Genomic DNA, 18602 nt, shown 5'->3' on the forward strand with positions numbered 1-18602 from the left:
ACAAAAAATTAGATTTTATGAGGTTTTATAAACTTTGGTGATTTTATGGCAGTTGCCTATGCTAAGTTATATGAGATTAATTTATAAAAATGTTAAGGATGAGAAAAAAGCGGAGGAGTTATATAAGGCAGTTGAGGAGTTCATTAAACAAAATGAGATAATAGAATATGTTTAAAGAAGAAAAAATAATTATTAAAAATGAACTAAAAGATGAGTTAAGGAAAGAATTGGCTACAAAAGATGATATTTTATTAGTGGAAGAGAGATTAAGGGGAGAAATGAAGGCGATGAAGGAAGAAATATTAAGATATGTTGATAATAGATTTAACCAATTAGACAAAAAAAATGACAGTTGGATTTATGACGGCTCTCCGAGCTAAAGCTCGGAGTTTCGGGAGAGCAGAGGTTTAAAACCTCACCCTCCCCGGCTCCGCCAAAGCCACTACCCCTATCCCTTACGGGACTCGGGGCTACCTTCTCCCAACCATTAGCCCCCAGCGGCAGGATTTTCGAGACCGAAGCGAAGCTTTGGGTAGCGAAATCCTTGATTTCGCCTGAATCCCATCCATAATAACGTGGACTAGGGGCAATAGTTAGTATTCTGTTTCGAGTATATAAAACTAATGCTTGTCCCACCCGCCTCTCCTATCTCCGAGCGTAGCGAGGAGGGATTAAAAATCTCTGATTTTTAAGAATTCATCACCGCCCTAAAGGTCGGTGCTTTCTTAGCGACAACTAATGGTAATTTTAATATTGCTCTATATATTAACAAATCCAAATGCTATTGAGTTGATAAAACTATTATTTAATTTAAAATAAATTAAAAAATTCAATAAGGAGGGGATAATCATAATTAAAAAACTAATTGAAGCATTAAGACAGGCACAAGATGATGACTTTAAAATATTAAAAATTATAGAAATATCAATGAGACATCACGAGTGGGTGCCATTGGATGAGATTGTTAGAAAGGCGAAGATGCCAGAAAAGGATGTGTTGTATAGATTAAAGAGATTGAACAAATTTGGATTTGTTGTGAGAAGCACTTATGGTTATGCTGTTTCAATGGGGGGTTATGATGCTCTTGCAATAAATGCATTTGTTAAAAAGGGTATCTTGAAAGCCATAGGTAATAAGTTGGGGGTTGGTAAGGAGGGGGATGTTTATACCGTCTTACTGGGTGATGGGAGAGAGGCAGTTTTAAAATTCCACAAGCATGGGAGGACTTGCTTTACAAGAGGGAAGAGATACAGGGAGTATTTAGCTGATAAGCATCATATAAGTTGGCTCTATGTTTCAAGATTAACGGCTGAGAGAGAGTTTGAGATTTTAAACGAGTTATTTCCAATAGTTAAAGTTCCTGAGCCAATAGCGTGGAATAGACATGCCATTATTATGGGTAAGGTTGTTGGAGAAGAGTTAAAGAGATTGGACTTATCAGAATTTATGAGTAAGGATGAGATTAAGGACTTGTTTTGGAAAATTATTGAGGAGATTAAAAAAGCTTATGAAATTGGCTACATACATGGGGATTTAAGTGAGTTCAACATTTTATTAGATGAGAGTGAGGATTTCGTTATTATTGATTGGCCTCAGGCAGTGCCTAAATATCATCCAGACGCTGAGTTTTATTTAAAGAGAGATATTTGGAATGTAATAAGGTATTTTAAAAAATATAAGATTGATAAAGAGGATGAGAGGATTGATGTTGATAAAATCTTTGAGTATATAACTGGAAAAGGACTTTCACAGGGATAGATATTTTATTGCACACTGGTGTCTTTTGACATCAAAAAGTCCTTTTGAAAAGAGCCAATTCATAAATTTAAAGAGATAGGGCTTACAGAAGGTTAAGATTAAGTGGATTTTATGGCATTTGATGAACTTTGTGATGAGGTTATATTAAATTGTGAAGATGGCAAAGATTTTGCTTATATCTTAAAATTAACTTATTTAAATGAGTTTGAGAAAATTAAAAATTTAGATTTTAAAAAATTTGGCATTATTGAGAAAGATGATTTATTGTTTTATGGGAAAAACTATCCATTATTTAAAAGTTTATTATTTTTTAATGAAATTCCTGTATTTAGGAGAGAGAAGGAGAGCATTTTATTTTTAAAAAGCATTAAAATAAATCCAAGAGATACATTAAACTCTCTAAGTTATAAAGAAAAAATAAAATTAGGCAATGAATTTCTAAAAAGATGTTTAAAATTCGTTCCTAAGGAATATATAAGCTATATTCCCTATTTAATCTTTGGGAAGGAATATTATTTTAAAGGAGTTTGTTTAAAAGAGTATGTCTCTGCTTTAAATGGGCTGTATAAAATCGGCAAGAAAAATAAAGTTAAAAAACTAATAATCAATAGAGAATTGCCCAATGAAGGAGATGTTAAAAAGTATAAGAAAAAATTAGCAAAGAAAATAATCTTATTTAAGAAAAAATTAAATATTTATGAGATAAATTACTTTAACCTAAAATTTAATGATAAAAACTTTGAATGTCAGTATATTTATATTAAACAATCATTTTGGGATAAAATCAGTGGCTTATTTGGGGAAGGAATTGAATTAAAGTATTATCCAACATTGGTTAATATTGCCTATTCTTCTGAAAAAGTTGATTTTATGAAGCCGTTATTTATATTTGTAGATGGGGGAGATATTTCCGTCTATGCAAAAGTCCCTAAGCTTATTTATTTGAAAGATGAATTAACATTAAATCATTTAAATTTAAAAGGTAAGTATGTATATTTTGGTAACTGGAAAAAAGATAAATTTTGGGAAATAGTGGGGGAGGGAAGATGAAAAAATATAAATATTTGATACTAACAATTTTTCTTTTATTTCTTTTATTTTTAAGTAGTAGTTTTGGTTATTATTTTGATTATATAAAAGTTAATGAAAATACCCCTGTGAAAACAGTAACGTTTAAAATTAATAAAGCTGATAACTATTCATATAAACTTAGTTTTGTCCATTACGGTAATATAAATAAAGATATGAAAATAAATATCTATTTAAATGGAAATTTGATATATACAATTGACGATTCCAATGACGCCTCTCCCGCATATAAGAAAAATGTCACAATAGATATAACAAATTATTTAAAGGATGGAAAAAACATTTTAAAAGTTGAAGCTGTAAATCTAATTGGAAATGAGAGTTATCATCCCTATTATACCTTAAAAGATGTTTATATAAATGAGCCACAAACTAAAACTCCAATAAGTTTTGGGTTAATAGTTATTACTTTGTTAATTATGAGTTTTTTAATATACAAACGTGGGATATCATGAATAAAATTTCAATTCTAAGGAATATTGATAGGTATTTTGGAAATCTTATAATAACCTTTTTATCTATTTTTAATAAAATCTATAAAAAAGAAGAAAAAAATCCAAAAAATATTTTAATTATTAGATTATGGACATTGGGGGAAAGTTTATTAACACTCCCAATGATAAAAAGATTAAAAAAAGAAGGCTACAATATCTCTGTTTTAGTAACTAAAAGAAGCAAAGGAGTTTTTGAAAATGTTGATTTTGTTGATGAAATTGTTGATTTAGAAGATTTTATTAGCGTAATTAAAAAATTTAAAAAATACGATGTTGTTATTGATACAGAGCCGTATCTTAATATATCAGCTATATTGGGTTGGTTTTTAGGAAAAAAAGTTATTGGATTTAAAGGACTTTTTAGAGATAAGTTGTATGATTTCAAAATTGAATATAACGACAAAATTCATGCCGTTTATAATTTTTGTAATATGTTAAAACCATTTGGCATTAATTATAAACCAGAAAAATTGATTCCTTTAAAATATACAGAAAAAGATGAGGAAAACGTTAATAAGCTGTTGAAAGAATATAACTTGGATAATAAAAAATTAATTGGTATCCATTGCGGAACTGCTGAAACAGCACCGTGGAGAAGTTGGAAAAAAGAGAAGTTTGCTAAATTAATTGAAAAATTAGTTGAAGATGGATTTTATATTATTTTAACTGGAAGTAAAGGAGATTATGAAGTAAATGAGAAAGTTTTAAATTTGGTTGATAAAAAATTTAAAGATAAAGTATTTAACTTTGCAGGTAAAACTAATTTAAGAGAGTTTGCTTATTTATTGACTAAGTTTGAAGTGTTTATTTCCAATGACACTGGACCTATGCATTTTAGTGCTGCTATGGGAACCAAAACAATTGGCTTGTTTGGGCCAAATTTACCTGAAAGATTTGCTCCTTTTGGTAAAGGGAATATTGCCATATATAAAGCGAGGAATTTAGAATGTTCTCCATGTATAAATGTCCATAAAGGTGAATTTAAAGAGTGTAAGTTAAATGGAAAATGTATGGATTTGATTGAAGTAGATGATGTTTATAATGTTGTTCTAAATATGGTGAAAAAATGAAAGTCCTATTATTTAAAATCGGAGCTATAGGAGACACTTTAATGACAACACCTTTAATAAGACAACTAAGAAAAAATTTTAAAAATGCTACTATTGATTATTTAATCGGGAAACATTCTTATAGAGTTTTAGAAGGAAACAAACATTTAGATAATATAATTAAATTTGATGAAAAGATATTTTTTGAAAAGGACTTTAAAGAATGGATAAAATTGATTTTTAAAATTAGAAAAAGAGATTATGATGTGATTTTTGTTTTGGATAAACATTGGATTTTTAATTTAACTGCTTTTTTATTTGGAATTGAAAAAAGAATAGGCTTTGATAGATGTGGTGAGGGAAAGTTTTTGACATATAAAGTCCCTTACTTCGGAAGGAAGCATGAAATTTTTTATTATTTGGATTTATTGAGAGGATTAGGAATTGAACCAAATTATGAAGATTGGGAGATGGAAATATTTTTAAATGAGAAAGATTTAGAATTTGCAGAAAGATTTTGGAATGAGAATAATTTAAATGACAAAGTTGTTGTGGGGATATGTCCAGGAGGAGCAAGAAATATTGGAGTTGGAGATGATGATTTAAGAAGATGGGATATTGAAAAATATAAAGAATTGATAAAAAAATTGAAAGAAAGAGGGTTTGAGGTTTTATTAATTGGGGGGAAGACGGATAAAGAAATTGAAGATGAAATTTTAAAAGAAGTTAAATGTGTCTCTGCCATAGGAAAAACTTCTTTAAAAGAAAGTGCTGCTTTATTAAAAAAATGTGATGTTGTTGTTTGTAATGATAGCGGACCAATGCATTTAGCAGCAGCAGTTAATAAAAAAGTTGTGAGCATTTTTGGCCCAACACATCCTTCTGAGAAAGCTCCATTACATAAAAAGAGTAAATATATTTGGAAGCAAGTTGGGTGTAATCCATGTTATGATTTGTGGGGAAGATGCCCAAATCCTTGCCCTTATAAAAAGAAATGTACAGATAAAATAGAAGTTGAAGAACTTTTAAATATTATCATTAATACAGTATCACAATGATAAATACAAAATTTGGTGAAAATGATGAAGGTTTTGGTTACTGGTGGAGCTGGATTTATTGGCTCTAATTTAGCTTTGGAATTACAAGATAGAGGTTATGAAGTTATAGTTTTAGATGATTTTTCATCGGGGCATTTCAAAAATCTCATTGGATTCGAGGGGGATGTTGTAACTGAAAGTATTTTAGATGTTGATTTAAATAGGTTTAGGGATGTAGATATTATTTTTCATCAGGCGGCAATAACTGATACTACTATTCAAGACCAAAAATTAATGATGCAGATTAACACAGAAGGATTTAGAAGGTTTTTAGATTTTGCAATTGAAAATAATATTAAATTTATCTATGCTTCATCAGCTGCGACTTATGGAAATGCCCCAGCACCACAAAAAGAAGAATATGCAGGAAAGCCAAACAATATTTATGGCTTTTCAAAATGGATTTGTGATTGTATAGCAAAAAAATACATGGAAAAATATCCAGATGCTCATATAATTGGATTAAGATATTTTAACGTGTTTGGACCAAGAGAACAGTATAAGGGAAAAATGGCATCTATGATTTGGCAATTAGCAAAGCAAATGATTGAAGGAAAAAATCCAAAAATCTTCAAATGGGGGGAACAGAAGAGGGACCAAGTATATGTTAAAGATGTTGTTAGAGCTAACTTATTAGCTATGGATGCTAAGGAAAGTTGTATTGTAAATGTTGGTAGTGGAAGGGCTGTTAGCTTTAATTATATAATAGAAGTTTTAAACAAGGTTTTAGGATTTGATTACACACCCGAATATATCGATAACCCATATAAAGAATTTTATCAAGAACATACGGAGGCAGATTTAAGTAAAGCTAAGAAATATTTAGGCTACAAACCAGAATGGAAATTTGAAAAAGCAGTAGAAGATTATATTAAGTGGTTAAAGAAAAATAAATATATTAAATGAGTGGTTTTTATGAAATTTCTATTTGTTGCCGAATATTTTCCTCCCTTTGTTATGGGAGGAGCTGAGATAAGTTTAAAAATCTTAGTGGATGAACTTGTAAAAAATGGTCATGAAGTTGTAGTTTTAACTCCAAATTATAGCTCATTTAAAACTGAAATTGGGAAAAAAGATAATTTAAGAATTATAAGATTTAAATCTTTTAGGAGTTTTTTATTCAAAAAAAGAGAAAAAACATCCCATGAAATATATAAAAAAACAAAACCCATTTTTTACTTACTTTTGGAGCAATACCTCAAATATTCATCCTATGAGCTTAAAAAAAATATTAAAAAAATTTTAGAAAAAGAAGAGTTTGATGTAATTCACGCTAATAATTTAGAATCTATTTTAGCTTTAAATAATATAAAGACATCTGCCAAAAAAATTGCTCATTTAAGAGATTTTAGTTTATTTTGTTATAATAGAGGTTTAAACAATAAAGGTAATCTTTGCTGTGGATGTTCAGAAAACAACTTAAAGAGTTGTATGGATGCTAAGGGGTTTGTTAATAGATTACTACTTATTGAAATGAGAAAAAGAGTTAATAATCTGCATGGATTATCATCTTTTAATTTACTAATTGCAATAAGCAAATTTGTTAGACAACAATATGTTAATATTTTAGGAGCTGACGAAAATAGAATAGAAGTTTTATACAATCCTATATCCAATGATATTATTTCAAATTTATCTAAAGAAGAAGCAAGGAAATTATTAAATTTACCGGAAGATAAGAAGATTGTTTTATTTGTTGGAAGTTTAACAGAAAAAAAAGGAGCTCACTTAATTCCTAAGATTGCTGAGAAATTAAAAGATTATTTATTTATTGTTATTGGAGATGGGGTGTTAAAAGGCTTATTTTTAAAAAATAAATGGAATAACATAATTTATCTTGGACATTTGCCAATTTCGGAACTTAGACATTATTATAGAGCATCAGATATTTTATTAGTCCCTTCTCTTTGGTATGAACCATTTGGCAGGGTTGTTTTAGAAGGGGCATATAATGGATGTTATGTTATTGGTAGCAATAGAGGAGGAATCCCTGAAGTTATAGATTGGTTAAAATGTGGGGTTTATATCGAGCCAACTGTTGAAAATTTTGTAATGGAAATAAAAAAGTTTAATGAAAGTAAATTGAAAGAACTAAAATTAGAAAAATATAATTATTATAATGAATTTATGAAATTATTGAAGCAAGTTTAATGAACTTATATGTTTTTTTATAGATTCAAACACATCCTCTGGCTTCAAATTTATCAGTAAATTTTTTGGATTTTTAATAAACCCAAAGTATGGAACATAAAATACTTCATAATTGGGAGGAGTTATTATATTAACATTAGATGAAAAAGGAGCTATGTGAATATAACTCGTCCCTCCAAAGATCACACTTTGAGGAATGTTAAATAAAGAAGCACAATGTGATAAACCACTATCATTACTAATGAAGTAATCACACTTACTTATTAATGAAATTGTATCTTTTAGTGGGATATTTTTTACTACAACAACATTTTCAAAATTTTTAAAATATTTTTCATATTCAATTTCATCAGGACCTAAAAATACCAAAAATTTAATTTTATTTTTATAATCATTTTTAAATAAGCTGATTAATTTTTGCCAGTTTTTTATATCCCATCTTTTCCACGTCATATCATTTTTTCCACCGGGATGAATTCCAATAATAAATTTATCAATTAAATCATTCTCTTTTAAAAATTTATTGGCAAATTCAATTTCTTTTTCAGCTAAATGATATGAATACTGGATATCATTATTATCATATTCAATATTTAAATTTTTTATTAAATCTAAGTTTATAAATACGCTATGTTTATTTTCTATTTCTGGAGAATATGTCAAAAACCAATTTATATTTTTAAAAATTTTAAAATTATACTTATGTTGAATTCTTTCTTTGGCATTGATTAACTTCATTAAAAGGGCCGAAAAAATACCTTGTGAAGGATAAATAGTTATCGCAATATCATAGTTGTTTAATTTTAATTGTGTTATTAAATTCTTAGTTTCATCATTTAGGAATATATCTTTTATAGAGTGTGATTTAAGAACAAAAATTTTATTTACAAAAGGTTGATTTTCTAAAATTTCTTTGGTACCTCTTGGTGCTACTAAAAAATCTATTTTTGCATTAGGATAGTTCTTTTTAAGCATTTGTATCATTGGAAACGCCATAATCAAATTTCCAATTCCTGAGAGTGCAATTATTAAGATTTTCATTTTAATCCCATGTATAATGTTTAACGATTTTATAAATATTTTCTGGAGTGATGGAGAACATACATTCTTTGAATTTTTTATTATAGCAAACTAAGGATTCACAGGTATGACAAACATTGAAATTTTTAATTAAATAATAATTTTTATTTTTTTTCATTAAAAAAGGAACACTTGGGCCGCAAATTATTATTTGTGGTTTATTGAATATAAAGCCTATATGTTGGATTCCTGTCTCTACAGTAATAATCAACTTCGAATTTTTTATTATATAAAAAACTTCCTTTATAGATGTTTTTTTACATAAATTTACTATATTTTCGTTATTTATAATATTTTTAAATTCTTTAGGTAAGTCTTTATTTCCAACAAGAACGATTTTGACGCTGTTAAAGTTAGTTTGTATTCTATCAATTAACTCTACCCAATATTTATTAACCCACTCTTTTGGAGAGCCAATCTTATCGGCAAATATGCTAATTATTATATATTCATCTCTTTTCAAATTAAATTTATTTAGTATTTTTTCTTCTTCATCTTTTGATAAAGTAATATACGGAAGTTTGTCAAACTTACATTGATTTTTAATTAATTTTTTGAATGATTTTATTAAAGTATTAGTAATTTCTTCATATGCAAAATAAACTTTTTTGTATTTTTTACTATAATTTCTTTCATAATGAGGAGGAGTTAGAATTAAGTTATCTTTTGGGAACACATCTGCATTATAGGGATGGAACAATACTAATTTATGTTTTGTATTAATATCGTTGAGGAAATCTAACTTATGTATATTTGTTAGTATTATGGCAATATCAAAATCAATATCTAAGTTTTGATGAAAAAGATAGACATTTTTATAATTATAGTCAAATATTTCAATCAAATCTTTCCATCGATTGTCAATACTTACATAAATTTCAGCATTTTTATTTATTTCTTTTATAATTGGTAGTGATACAAACAACTTAATTATACAATCTCCCAAATTTTCATTATTGAGAACAATTAAAACTTTATTTAATGATTTTAATTTATGGTCATAAACTATTTCTTGCATCAAATACTTAGGATATGTTTTTAAAAAATATAATGCTTTTGATATTAGGTAATAAATATAAGTATTTTTTATTTTTATTTTTAACAATTCCCACTTATTATATCGATGGTCCATAATATCACACAGTTTAATTATTTTTTTGCTAAAGCTTGTAAATTAACCCCAATAACATTATGGACAAAAGTCCAAAAATCTACAAATATTAAATACCAAAATATTTTAACAGATTTTCTATTTCTCATTCGTGATAATTTAATAACTTTTAACCCATTTTCTTCAATTAATCTTCTTAATGATGCCCTATTAAAAGGCCTAACATGTGTATAATCTTGCCAAAAATTTAAATTCCCTGGTAGAAAAATTCTTAAAGTTGATGGGACTCCTATATATAATAAACCATCCTTTTTTAATACCCTTTTTATTTCACTCATCGCTCTTTGTGGGTAATACAAATGCTCAAAAACCTGTTGGGTATGAACTAAATCAAAGTAATCATCTGGAAAAGGTAATGGCTCTTCATCTACATTAACTCTATAGAACTTTATATTTAAATCTTTTGGTAATAATTCTTCTACATCTGCTATATCAATACCATAAAATTCTAAATCATTTCTAATTTTAGATAACGCAACAAAAAATCCTCCCGCTGCACAACCAATATCTAAAATTTTAGCTCCTTTTGGTAACTTTTTTATATATTCAAAAAATTCTTTTGGATATGTATTTTCAATGTCGGGTATAACACCTACATAATTTTCATGATATTTTTTTGGGAATCTATTTTTATTGTTATTTTTCATAATACATCACCTATTTAAAATAGCATTCTTTATATAGGCAAATATCTACTACAACATCTAATCTCCCATGTAATCTCAATACGCCACCATCATTCTTCGATATGAACAAATATACTTCGACACTTTACTATATAAGTTATTAATTATTAATTAAACAAAGTAGTTTTTATTTATATGGGTGAAGATTAAAGAACGGTTTTGATTTTAAATAGAATATTAATATAATAAAATATATAATAAATGGGCTCCTAGGTTTTATTAGACCTGTATTATTCGACTTTAAAATGGTTTTGGAAGGTGTGAGAAAATGAGTTTGTATTCAAAAATTCAAGAAAAAGTTTATTTAAGGGTTATAAATGATTTTAGATCGTATTTCCATGCTTATATTATTTATAATTGGGTCAAAGATAAAAATAAAATTTTAAATGTTGGAAGTGGTGATGGAAGGGATTATTTTTACCTAACTTTAAAAGGTAAAAAAGTTGTAAATGTAGATATTGCAGAACATAAAGATTACCCATATGTTAAAGCAGATGTTACGAGAGGATTACCATTTAATGATAAAGAATTTGATGCTGTAATAATTGCAGAAGTATTAGAGCATTTATTTGAAGATTTTATTGCACTTAAAGAAATTAGAAGAGTATTAAAGGATGATGGCATTTTAATAGTTACTGTACCTTTTTATAGTGATGGTGCAGAATATCATGTAAGAATTCATTCAGATAAAACAATTAAAAGGTTATTAAAATATTGTGGATTTCAAATTGAAGATTTTATTTATAAAGGAGGGTTATTTATTACAATATCCCCCTATGGATTTAATTTTATACTTAAAAATATTAGAAAATTCTTTGGAATAGACTTATACCCTTTATTCATAAAGCTTGATATCATATTAAGTAAAACCCCAATAAAGATACTATTTAGATTTAGCAAATACTATGGATGTCTGATAAAATGCAAAAAAGGAAAACAGATGGACTATCGAGAACTAAATATAAGAGAATTTGGTGATTAACATTATTGGTGAAATCCATGAAAGCATCTATCGTTGTTGCAACCTACAATAGAAAAGACAAGCTTAAAAAATGTCTAAATGCCTTAGAAAATCAGACGTATCCAAAAGAAGATTATGAAATTATTATAGTGGATGATGGTTCAACAGATGGAACTTATGAATTTTTAAAAGAAAAACAGAAAGAAATAAAAAATTTAAGGATATTCAGACAAAATAATAAAGGTCCTGCAGCAGCGAGAAATTTAGGAGTTAAAAATGCAAAAGGGGAAGTAATATTTTTTACAGATGATGACGTTATTGTCCCAAACAATTGGATTGAAGAATTTTTAAAGGTCTTTGAAAAATATCCCGAAGTTGTTGCAGTCGGAGGATATATAGAAGCATCAGAAGAAATGATAAAAAAGAATATTTTTGCAAAGTATGAAGCATACATGTCAAGATTAGTTTATAATATGCCTAATGGGCCATATATTGGAGGTTTTGAAACATTTGGTGTTGTAACTTGTAATGCAGCGTACAAAAAGAAAGTCATTGAAGAGGTTGGTTATTTTGATGAAACGTTTCCTGTTGCTGCTGGGGAAGATGCTGATTTAAAATTAAGAGTAGCTTTAAAAGGTTATAAATTTGCCTTTATTCCTTTAAAGGCAATTCATATACAGGACTATAACTTCAAAAGATTCTGGAGACAACAAGTAGCAAGAGGAATTGGAAATGTGTATTTTTCAAAAAAATGGGAAAATGTATTAAAAACTGATAAAGAAAAGGATAAATACAATGCAAAACCAAAATACGATATACCTTTGAAAATCTTAAAGGATTTAAAATTTGATATATTTATGTTATTTATTATTTCAGTTTTAGCAAGTAGATATGGAAAATGGAAAGCTAAAAGGGTGATTAAATGAACATTCAAAATGCTATAAAAAAGGCATTATATCCAATTAATTCAAAATTATATCCACAAACAATGAAAATAAAGTTATCATTTAACTTCTTTAAAATAGTTTTCTTTGAAATGCTAAATTTTACCTTAAAATATAAAGATGAAAATTTTAAATTTTTAGGACATACTCTTTATATTAATCCCAATATATATATCCCATTTAGCATTACTTTTAGAAATTTTTTATACAGACACTTATGGAATTAAAAAATTAAACAATCCAGAACCAACAATATTCGATTTGGGAGCAAATATTGGAGTGGCAACATTATATTTTAAAACACTCTATCCAAATAGCAAAATATATGCCTTTGAACCAGTTCCAGAAACTTTTGAACTACTAAAAAAGAATGTTGGTAACTTAGAGGGAGTTGAAATATTTCCTTATGCAGTAGGTAGTGAAGGAGAAATTACCATAAGTTATTCAGAAGCTGGAGATGTTCTATCTCATAAAAATGGAAACTTAAAAAAGAATGTGGTTGTGAAATCAATATCTATCAAAAAATTCATAGAAGAAAACAAAATAAATCATATAGATATATTGAAACTTGATATTGAAGGTTCAGAAATTGAAGTTTTAAGGGATTTAAAAGATAATTTTAATATCATTGACAATATAGTTATGGAATGGCACTATTCAATTGAAGATTTTAAAAATCTCTCAAAAGAATTAAATTTAAAAAAATATTATAACATCCAAATCAGTAATAACATAATCAAACTTACAAGGGATTAGAATGAAAAAAATAAAGTTGGGAGTTATATATGCATTACCAGAAAAATATGCAACCTCTATAAGAATAAAAAATCTAACTGAAAGATTAGAAAATGTTGAAATTATAAAAATTCAGCCAAATAACTGGCCAAATAATTTGTTTGGAAAAATATTAGTAATTATAAAAAACTGCCTTAAAGTTTTAAATCCTAAATTTAAGCCAGATGTTGTTTATGCTTCTGCTCCATTAATTGCAAGTTCAATTCCTGCAATTTTAGCTAAAAAAATTAAAAAAATCCCACTAATAATTGATTGGGATGATTGCTTTGTGGATTTTTCAAAATATAAACCAAAACCTTGGAATTTATGTTATTGGGAATATTTGGCTGTTAAAAATGCTGATAAAGTTGTTGTTGTTAGTGATAAGTTAAAGGAACTTGCCATGTTTTTAGGAAAAAAGGAAGAAGATATCGAATACATTCCAAATGGTGTTGATTTAAATCTATTTAATCCTGAAAAATATAAAGAAGATAGGATAAAAATAAGAAAAAAGTATAAAATCAAAGATGATGAAATTGTCGTTGGATTTGTTGGAAATATCAATGATTTAGGAAATAACAATTTTGTTGGGAAAGATGTTGTTAATTGTGCAATAAAATTAAAAAAAGAAGGAATTTTAGATAAATTCAGGTTTTTGATTGTAGGTTTTGGAAGTGGATTGAACTTATTTAAAGATTATGTTAAAAAGAACGAGATAAAAGATAGATTTATATTTACAGGATATGTTAAACATGAAGATATTCCTAAATACATTAGTGCAATGGATGTTGCTTTGATTCCTGTTGGTAAAAATTTCACTGATTTGACACGAAGTTCTTGTAAGTTAAAAGAATTTATGGCTATGGAAAAAATTGTAATTACAGTAAATTTCGGTTCTTTTAAAAAAGAGACCATTAATGGAAAATATGCATTATTAGTAGATAATAACGAAGATTTTCACAAAATATTAAAAATGTTGGATAAACATAAATATATTAATAAAAATTTAAGGAATTATATAAAACAGAATTATGATTACAAAATATTGAGTGAAAGATTAGAAAATATAATTTTTGAAGTGGTTAAAAATTGCAAAAAATGTAAATTTTAAAAGTAGGCTATGGAGTGGAAGATATTTCCTCTTAAAAAGATTCATAAGAGTATGTCAAGATTTAGAATTAAATGTTGTAGATATAGAAAAGTACAGAATTTTTTTATTCTCTCAATTCATAATTAATTATTTTAATATTTAAATATTTTCAAATACAAAAATAAATTTTCATAAATTAGTATAATTATCAATATAGCAATTAAAATTGTCTGAATTAATCTCCCAATCATTTTCAGATTTATCTAAGTTTATACTCCTTACCTTTTAAAATAACACTCTTTAAATCCACATATAGGCAAATATCTACTAACAACATTTAATCACCCATATAACCCCAATACGTCACATCATTCTTCGATATAACAAATAATCTAATATAATTTAAAAAATATATTAAACACCCTTTCTAATGAATAATTCTCTAAAATACTCAATAGTTTTTTTCAATCCCTCCTCTAACTTAACTTTAGGCTCCCAACCCAAAACTTCCTTAGCCATCGTTATATCCGGTCTCCTCCTAACTGGGTCATCTTTTGGTAGTGGTTTAAATACAATGTCACTTTCACTCTCGGGAATTAATTCTAAAACCTTATAAGCTAATTCTAAGATAGTAAATTCTTCTGGATTGCCCATATTTAACACAGGGACAGTATCCCAATTAAATTTATCTTTTAATTTATTTTCTAATTTATTTTTATCTACTTCCATATATTTCAACATTCCCTCAACTAAATCATCAATGTATTGAAAACTTCTTGTCTGTTTTCCATCTCCATAAACAGTTAATGGCTCATTTTTTAATGCTTGAATTATAAAGTTACTAACAACCCTCCCATCGTTTGGATCCACATATGGACCATAAGTATTAAAAATTCTAACAATCCTAATATCTAATCCAAAGCTTTTCCAATACTCATAACAATAAGTTTCTGCAACTCTTTTTCCTTCATCATAACAAGCTCTTGGTCCAATAGGATTAACATTTCCCCAGTAACTCTCTTTTTGAGGATGTTCTAACGGATTTCCATAAACTTCTGAAGTTGAAGCATGTAAAACTTTAGCATTATGTTTTTTTGCCAACTCTAAAATATTAATTATGCCAAAGATAGAAGTATTCAATGTGAAAATTGGACTTTTTTGATAATGTGGAGGTGAAGCAGGACAAGCCAAGTTGTAAATCTCATCTATTTCTTTCTCAATTTTAATAGGTTTTGTTATATCATGTTTAATAAACTTAAAGTTAGGATTATTTAAGAATTGTTTTATGTTCTCAAACCTTCCAGTATAATTATTGTCTATGCAGATAACTTTGTTATTATCTTCTAATAATCTTTTTATTAAATTAGTTCCAATAAAGCCAGCTCCACCAGTAACCAATATTGTTTTCATCTTCCCACTCCATGATATCTGAATCCTAATTTTTTAATCTTTTCAACATTTAAAATATTCCTCCCATCGAATATGACTTTTTCTTTAACTAAGTTTGCTATTTTTTCCCAATCTTCTTTATTAAACCTATCATACTCAACAGTTATTATTATTCCATCAACATCTTTAACTGTTTCATACAAATCATCCAATATATATAAATTATACCCATAAAATGCTTTTGTCTTATCAAATTTATACATATTGATGGTATTTTCCCTTGCTTTTTTTACATAATCAAAGCCCTTAACTATTGTACCTTCTTCCAATAGAATATCAATTAACTTTATAGCCCTACTTTCTCTTAAATCATCAGTGTTTGGTTTAAATGCCAATCCCAAAACAGCAAAAACTTTCCCATTCAAATCTCCATAATAGTTTTTAATCTTTTCGAAAAACCACTTTATCTGCTCTTCATTAACTTTGTCAGTCGCTTTAATTAATATCGGATCTATGTTGTTATTTTCAAATTGTTTTATCAGTGCTTTAACATCTTTCGGAAAACAGCTCCCACCATACCCAATTCCTGCATTTAAGAATTTATTTCCAATTCTCGGGTCTAAACCCATAGCATAACTTACTGTTTTTATATCCGCCCCAACTTTATCAGATAATTTTGCCAACTCATTTATAAAAGATAACTTTGTCGCTAAAAAAGCATTTGATGCATATTTTATTAACTCTGCTGTTTCCCAATTTGTTATTACAAAAGGAATATTTTTCTCTTTGAAACAATAATATATGCTTTCCATTATCTTTATTGGCTTCTTATTTTTCAAATTTTCAAAACCTAAAACAATCCTCTCCGGATTGAAAAAATCATATACTGCTATACCCTCCCTCAAAAACTCTGGATTTGAGACAACATCAACATTATATTCACTTAAAAGTTCTTTAACCTTCCTATTTGTCCCTACTGGGACAGTTGATTTTATAACAATAACCTTATAATCATCCTTACTTATTGTTTCCTTTATCTTCTCAACAGCTGAAAATAAAAATCTCAAATCAGCATTTCCATCTCTATCCTGTGGTGTCCCAACACATAAAAAGATAACATCAGAATCCTTTATCGGTTCATAAGAAGTTGTAAATGTTAGATTTTTATTTATATGTTTTTTCAATAACTCTTCTAAACCCTCTTCGTATAACGGACATTTTCCCTTATTTAATTGTTTTACCTTTGTTTCGTCAATATCAATTCCAACAACATTGAAACCAAACTCAGCTAAACCCACTGCCTGAATCAAACCAACATAACCAGTTCCTATAACTGAAATTTTCATTTAAATCCCCTAAAATTTTTTATCACACTAAAAATTTCCTTAATGTCAATTATTTTCAGTCCTAATATTCCAACTAAGTAAATACCAAAATAAACTACCCCCCCAACAATTAACTGCAAAATAATGTTATTTATAATTTTCGTTATTAATATTAAAGGAATTAAACTAAAAATCGAAACTAAAAGTGATAATATCCACTTTTTAATTAAAAATGAATAATTCAAAAACCTACTTAAATACCATGCCTGCAAAACCCACATTAATAAATAGCCAAAAACAGTAGTTAAAGAAGCTCCAACAATTCCTAACTTAGGAATCAATAAAATATTAAACATCAAATTAAAAATAGCTCCAAAATATAAAATCTTAGTAGATAACATTGGTTTCCCAATACCATTTAAAACTGTAAATCCAATGTTATTTAAAGTTAAAAATATAGTTCCTAAACTTAAAATCCTTATAGCTGGAACAGCAGATAAATATTGAGGATTAAAAAATAGATTTATAATAACCTCTGGAAAATATGCCATTAATATTGCCACTGGAAGAACTAAAACAAAAGAGTATAGACATATTCTCTCAACTCCATAGCCCAATGCCTCTTTATAACCCTTTTCCCACAACTCAGAACTTAGTGGAAAGAGAACAGAGCTAACAGCAGAGGCAAAATAACTTAATATAGAAACAGTAGGCATAGCAACATTTCTATAATCAGCAACAGCATTTAATCCAGTAAAGTAAGTTAAGCAAATCCCATCAACATATCCTAAAACCAAACTTCCTGCACTTCCTAACATAACAGGCAATCCATAAGAAAACAAGTCCTTAATCAACTTTTTTGAAAATAAAAGCTTCTCTTTAAAAAATTCTGGAAATATCTTTTTAATAAATATATGGCCATAAATCAAAATTAATAAAATTGGAGTTATGGTGTAAGCGTAAGTTGGAGCAAAAGCATTATGCATTCCAAATATGTAAATAAATATTACTGATAAAATCAAAATTAAAGAAATTCTAACAAAATTTATTGTTCCAAAGTATTTTTGATTTTGAAAACCTTGTATAGAATTAGATATAATATCCACAATACTCTGAAACCAATATCCAATACTCAAAATAACCAAAATATCAATAACTAAATCCAAATGCCCGGTAAATTGCCCTTGATTGTTTATATAATACTTAGCAATAAATGGAGCTAACAAAATTATCAAAATTGTTATAATCAAAGAAACAGAACTCTGCAAAATTCCAACACTAATTATTGCTGATTTAACCAAATCCTTCCTCTTCTCATGTAAAAATTTTGGAATATATCTAACTAATGCCGCACTTAACCCCAAATCCTTAAAAATAGCAACCATACAGCAAAAGTCCAAAACAGCATAAAATAAACCAACCTCTAACTTAGGAATTTCATTTGCATAGAGCATTCTAACTAAATATCCAATTGGTGCTGCCAAAATTAATAACAAAAAATTCCAACTAATGCCTTTTATAGCCCTCTCCTTATAATTCAACCC

General features: G+C 27.5%; 18 protein-coding genes and 1 pseudogene. 13 read left to right on the top strand and 6 right to left on the bottom strand.

From position 1 onward, the window contains the following. Positions 1-45: 45 nt before the first annotated feature. The 8 genes and pseudogenes from MEFER_RS08655 (at position 46) to MEFER_RS02595 (ending at position 7638) form a co-directional block, all read left to right on the top strand. A pseudogene (locus MEFER_RS08655) lies at positions 46-380 on the top strand (hypothetical protein). 547 nt (positions 381-927) lie between these two features. Then, positions 928-1758 (top strand): serine/threonine-protein kinase RIO2, encoded by an 831-nt coding sequence (locus tag MEFER_RS02565; RefSeq protein WP_015791068.1) that lies wholly within the window; start codon positions 928-930, stop codon positions 1756-1758. Positions 1759-1869: 111 nt separating this feature from the next. Continuing rightward, positions 1870-2808, top strand: a complete 939-nt coding sequence (locus MEFER_RS02570) for a DHH family phosphoesterase (RefSeq protein WP_015791069.1) — start codon at positions 1870-1872, stop codon at positions 2806-2808. Next, positions 2805-3302: a hypothetical protein gene (locus MEFER_RS02575; RefSeq protein ID WP_015791070.1), complete on the top strand. Its 498-nt coding sequence runs from the start codon at positions 2805-2807 to the stop codon at positions 3300-3302. Before MEFER_RS02570 ends, MEFER_RS02575 begins: the two co-directional genes overlap by 4 nt. Continuing rightward, positions 3299-4411: a glycosyltransferase family 9 protein gene (locus MEFER_RS02580; RefSeq protein ID WP_015791071.1), complete on the top strand. Its 1113-nt coding sequence runs from the start codon at positions 3299-3301 to the stop codon at positions 4409-4411. Before MEFER_RS02575 ends, MEFER_RS02580 begins: the two co-directional genes overlap by 4 nt. Then, the gene (gene waaF, locus MEFER_RS02585) at positions 4408-5448 is read left to right on the top strand and encodes a lipopolysaccharide heptosyltransferase II (RefSeq protein WP_015791072.1); all 1041 of its coding nucleotides are present in this window, start codon (positions 4408-4410) and stop codon (positions 5446-5448) included. Before MEFER_RS02580 ends, waaF begins: the two co-directional genes overlap by 4 nt. Before the next feature lie 24 nt (positions 5449-5472). Then, positions 5473-6393, top strand: coding sequence for an ADP-glyceromanno-heptose 6-epimerase (gene rfaD, locus MEFER_RS02590; RefSeq protein ID WP_048056295.1), 921 nt, complete (start codon positions 5473-5475; stop codon positions 6391-6393). A gap of 9 nt (positions 6394-6402) precedes the next feature. Next, a complete protein-coding gene (locus MEFER_RS02595; protein ID WP_015791074.1) occupies positions 6403-7638 on the top strand; it encodes a glycosyltransferase in 1236 nt (411 codons plus the stop codon). On the opposite strand, the gene MEFER_RS02600 is transcribed toward MEFER_RS02595, so the two are convergent. From MEFER_RS02600 to MEFER_RS08185, 3 genes are read right to left on the bottom strand one after another with little or no spacing between them, the layout of a single operon-like run. After that, positions 7621-8679, bottom strand: a complete 1059-nt coding sequence (locus MEFER_RS02600; RefSeq protein WP_015791075.1) for a glycosyltransferase family 9 protein — start codon at positions 8677-8679, stop codon at positions 7621-7623. The genes MEFER_RS02595 and MEFER_RS02600 overlap by 18 nt on opposite strands. Before the next feature lies 1 nt (position 8680). After that, positions 8681-9850 (bottom strand): glycosyltransferase family 9 protein, encoded by a 1170-nt coding sequence (locus MEFER_RS02605; protein WP_015791076.1) that lies wholly within the window; start codon positions 9848-9850, stop codon positions 8681-8683. Between the two features lie 17 nt (positions 9851-9867). After that, positions 9868-10536: a class I SAM-dependent methyltransferase gene (locus MEFER_RS08185; protein WP_015791077.1), complete on the bottom strand. Its 669-nt coding sequence runs from the start codon at positions 10534-10536 to the stop codon at positions 9868-9870. A gap of 307 nt (positions 10537-10843) precedes the next feature. On the opposite strand from MEFER_RS08185, the gene MEFER_RS02615 reads away from it, so the two are divergent. Genes MEFER_RS02615 through MEFER_RS02635 form a run of 5 tightly spaced genes read left to right on the top strand, consistent with a single transcriptional unit; the run spans position 10844 to position 14365 of the window. Beyond that, positions 10844-11557: a class I SAM-dependent methyltransferase gene (locus MEFER_RS02615; protein WP_015791078.1), complete on the top strand. Its 714-nt coding sequence runs from the start codon at positions 10844-10846 to the stop codon at positions 11555-11557. Positions 11558-11574: 17 nt separating this feature from the next. Further along, a complete protein-coding gene (locus MEFER_RS02620) occupies positions 11575-12462 on the top strand; it encodes a glycosyltransferase (RefSeq protein WP_015791079.1) in 888 nt (295 codons plus the stop codon). Next, a complete protein-coding gene (locus MEFER_RS02625; RefSeq protein ID WP_015791080.1) occupies positions 12459-12707 on the top strand; it encodes a hypothetical protein in 249 nt (82 codons plus the stop codon). The genes MEFER_RS02620 and MEFER_RS02625 overlap by 4 nt, the downstream gene beginning before the upstream one ends. 34 nt (positions 12708-12741) lie before the next feature. Further along, positions 12742-13236, top strand: coding sequence for an FkbM family methyltransferase (locus MEFER_RS02630; protein ID WP_015791081.1), 495 nt, complete (start codon positions 12742-12744; stop codon positions 13234-13236). Between the two features lies 1 nt (position 13237). Beyond that, the gene (locus MEFER_RS02635) at positions 13238-14365 is read left to right on the top strand and encodes a glycosyltransferase (RefSeq protein ID WP_015791082.1); all 1128 of its coding nucleotides are present in this window, start codon (positions 13238-13240) and stop codon (positions 14363-14365) included. A 393-nt stretch (positions 14366-14758) separates the two neighbouring features. On the opposite strand, the gene MEFER_RS02640 is transcribed toward MEFER_RS02635, so the two are convergent. The 3 genes from MEFER_RS02640 to MEFER_RS02650 are packed head-to-tail and all read right to left on the bottom strand — an operon-like array spanning position 14759 to position 18599. After that, positions 14759-15754 carry a UDP-glucuronic acid decarboxylase family protein gene (locus MEFER_RS02640; RefSeq protein ID WP_015791083.1) on the bottom strand — a complete coding sequence of 332 codons (996 nt, stop codon included), beginning with the start codon at positions 15752-15754 and terminating at the stop codon, positions 14759-14761. After that, entirely contained in the window at positions 15751-17079 is a 1329-nt protein-coding gene (locus tag MEFER_RS02645) for a UDP-glucose dehydrogenase family protein (protein WP_015791084.1), read from the bottom strand. Before MEFER_RS02645 ends, MEFER_RS02640 begins: the two co-directional genes overlap by 4 nt. Beyond that, positions 17076-18599: a flippase gene (locus MEFER_RS02650; protein ID WP_015791085.1), complete on the bottom strand. Its 1524-nt coding sequence runs from the start codon at positions 18597-18599 to the stop codon at positions 17076-17078. The genes MEFER_RS02645 and MEFER_RS02650 overlap by 4 nt, the downstream gene beginning before the upstream one ends. Positions 18600-18602 lie beyond the last annotated feature (3 nt).

Source organism: Methanocaldococcus fervens AG86 (assembly GCF_000023985.1).
In the GTDB taxonomy this organism is placed as follows: Archaea; AGJL01; Methanococci; order Methanococcales; family Methanocaldococcaceae; genus Methanocaldococcus; species Methanocaldococcus fervens.

Bases quoted from the DNA above. Each gene is read 5' to 3' on its own strand.
- waaF (WP_015791072.1), top strand. From the start codon at position 4,408: ATGAAAGTCCTATTATTTAAAATCGGAGCTATAGGAGACACTTTAATG.
- MEFER_RS02615 (WP_015791078.1), top strand. From the start codon at position 10,844: ATGAGTTTGTATTCAAAAATTCAAGAAAAAGTTTATTTAAGGGTTATA.
- MEFER_RS02575 (WP_015791070.1), top strand. From the start codon at position 2,805: ATGAAAAAATATAAATATTTGATACTAACAATTTTTCTTTTATTTCTT.
- MEFER_RS02645 (WP_015791084.1), bottom strand. From the start codon at position 17,079: ATGAAAATTTCAGTTATAGGAACTGGTTATGTTGGTTTGATTCAGGCA.
- MEFER_RS02570 (WP_015791069.1), top strand. From the start codon at position 1,870: ATGGCATTTGATGAACTTTGTGATGAGGTTATATTAAATTGTGAAGAT.
- MEFER_RS02620 (WP_015791079.1), top strand. From the start codon at position 11,575: ATGAAAGCATCTATCGTTGTTGCAACCTACAATAGAAAAGACAAGCTT.
- MEFER_RS02625 (WP_015791080.1), top strand. From the start codon at position 12,459: ATGAACATTCAAAATGCTATAAAAAAGGCATTATATCCAATTAATTCA.
- MEFER_RS02635 (WP_015791082.1), top strand. From the start codon at position 13,238: ATGAAAAAAATAAAGTTGGGAGTTATATATGCATTACCAGAAAAATAT.
- MEFER_RS02640 (WP_015791083.1), bottom strand. From the start codon at position 15,754: ATGAAAACAATATTGGTTACTGGTGGAGCTGGCTTTATTGGAACTAAT.
- MEFER_RS08185 (WP_015791077.1), bottom strand. From the start codon at position 10,536: ATGAAAAATAACAATAAAAATAGATTCCCAAAAAAATATCATGAAAAT.
- MEFER_RS02600 (WP_015791075.1), bottom strand. From the start codon at position 8,679: ATGAAAATCTTAATAATTGCACTCTCAGGAATTGGAAATTTGATTATG.
- MEFER_RS02565 (WP_015791068.1), top strand. From the start codon at position 928: ATGAGACATCACGAGTGGGTGCCATTGGATGAGATTGTTAGAAAGGCG.
- rfaD (WP_048056295.1), top strand. From the start codon at position 5,473: ATGAAGGTTTTGGTTACTGGTGGAGCTGGATTTATTGGCTCTAATTTA.
- MEFER_RS02605 (WP_015791076.1), bottom strand. From the start codon at position 9,850: ATGGACCATCGATATAATAAGTGGGAATTGTTAAAAATAAAAATAAAA.
- MEFER_RS02595 (WP_015791074.1), top strand. From the start codon at position 6,403: ATGAAATTTCTATTTGTTGCCGAATATTTTCCTCCCTTTGTTATGGGA.
- MEFER_RS02580 (WP_015791071.1), top strand. From the start codon at position 3,299: ATGAATAAAATTTCAATTCTAAGGAATATTGATAGGTATTTTGGAAAT.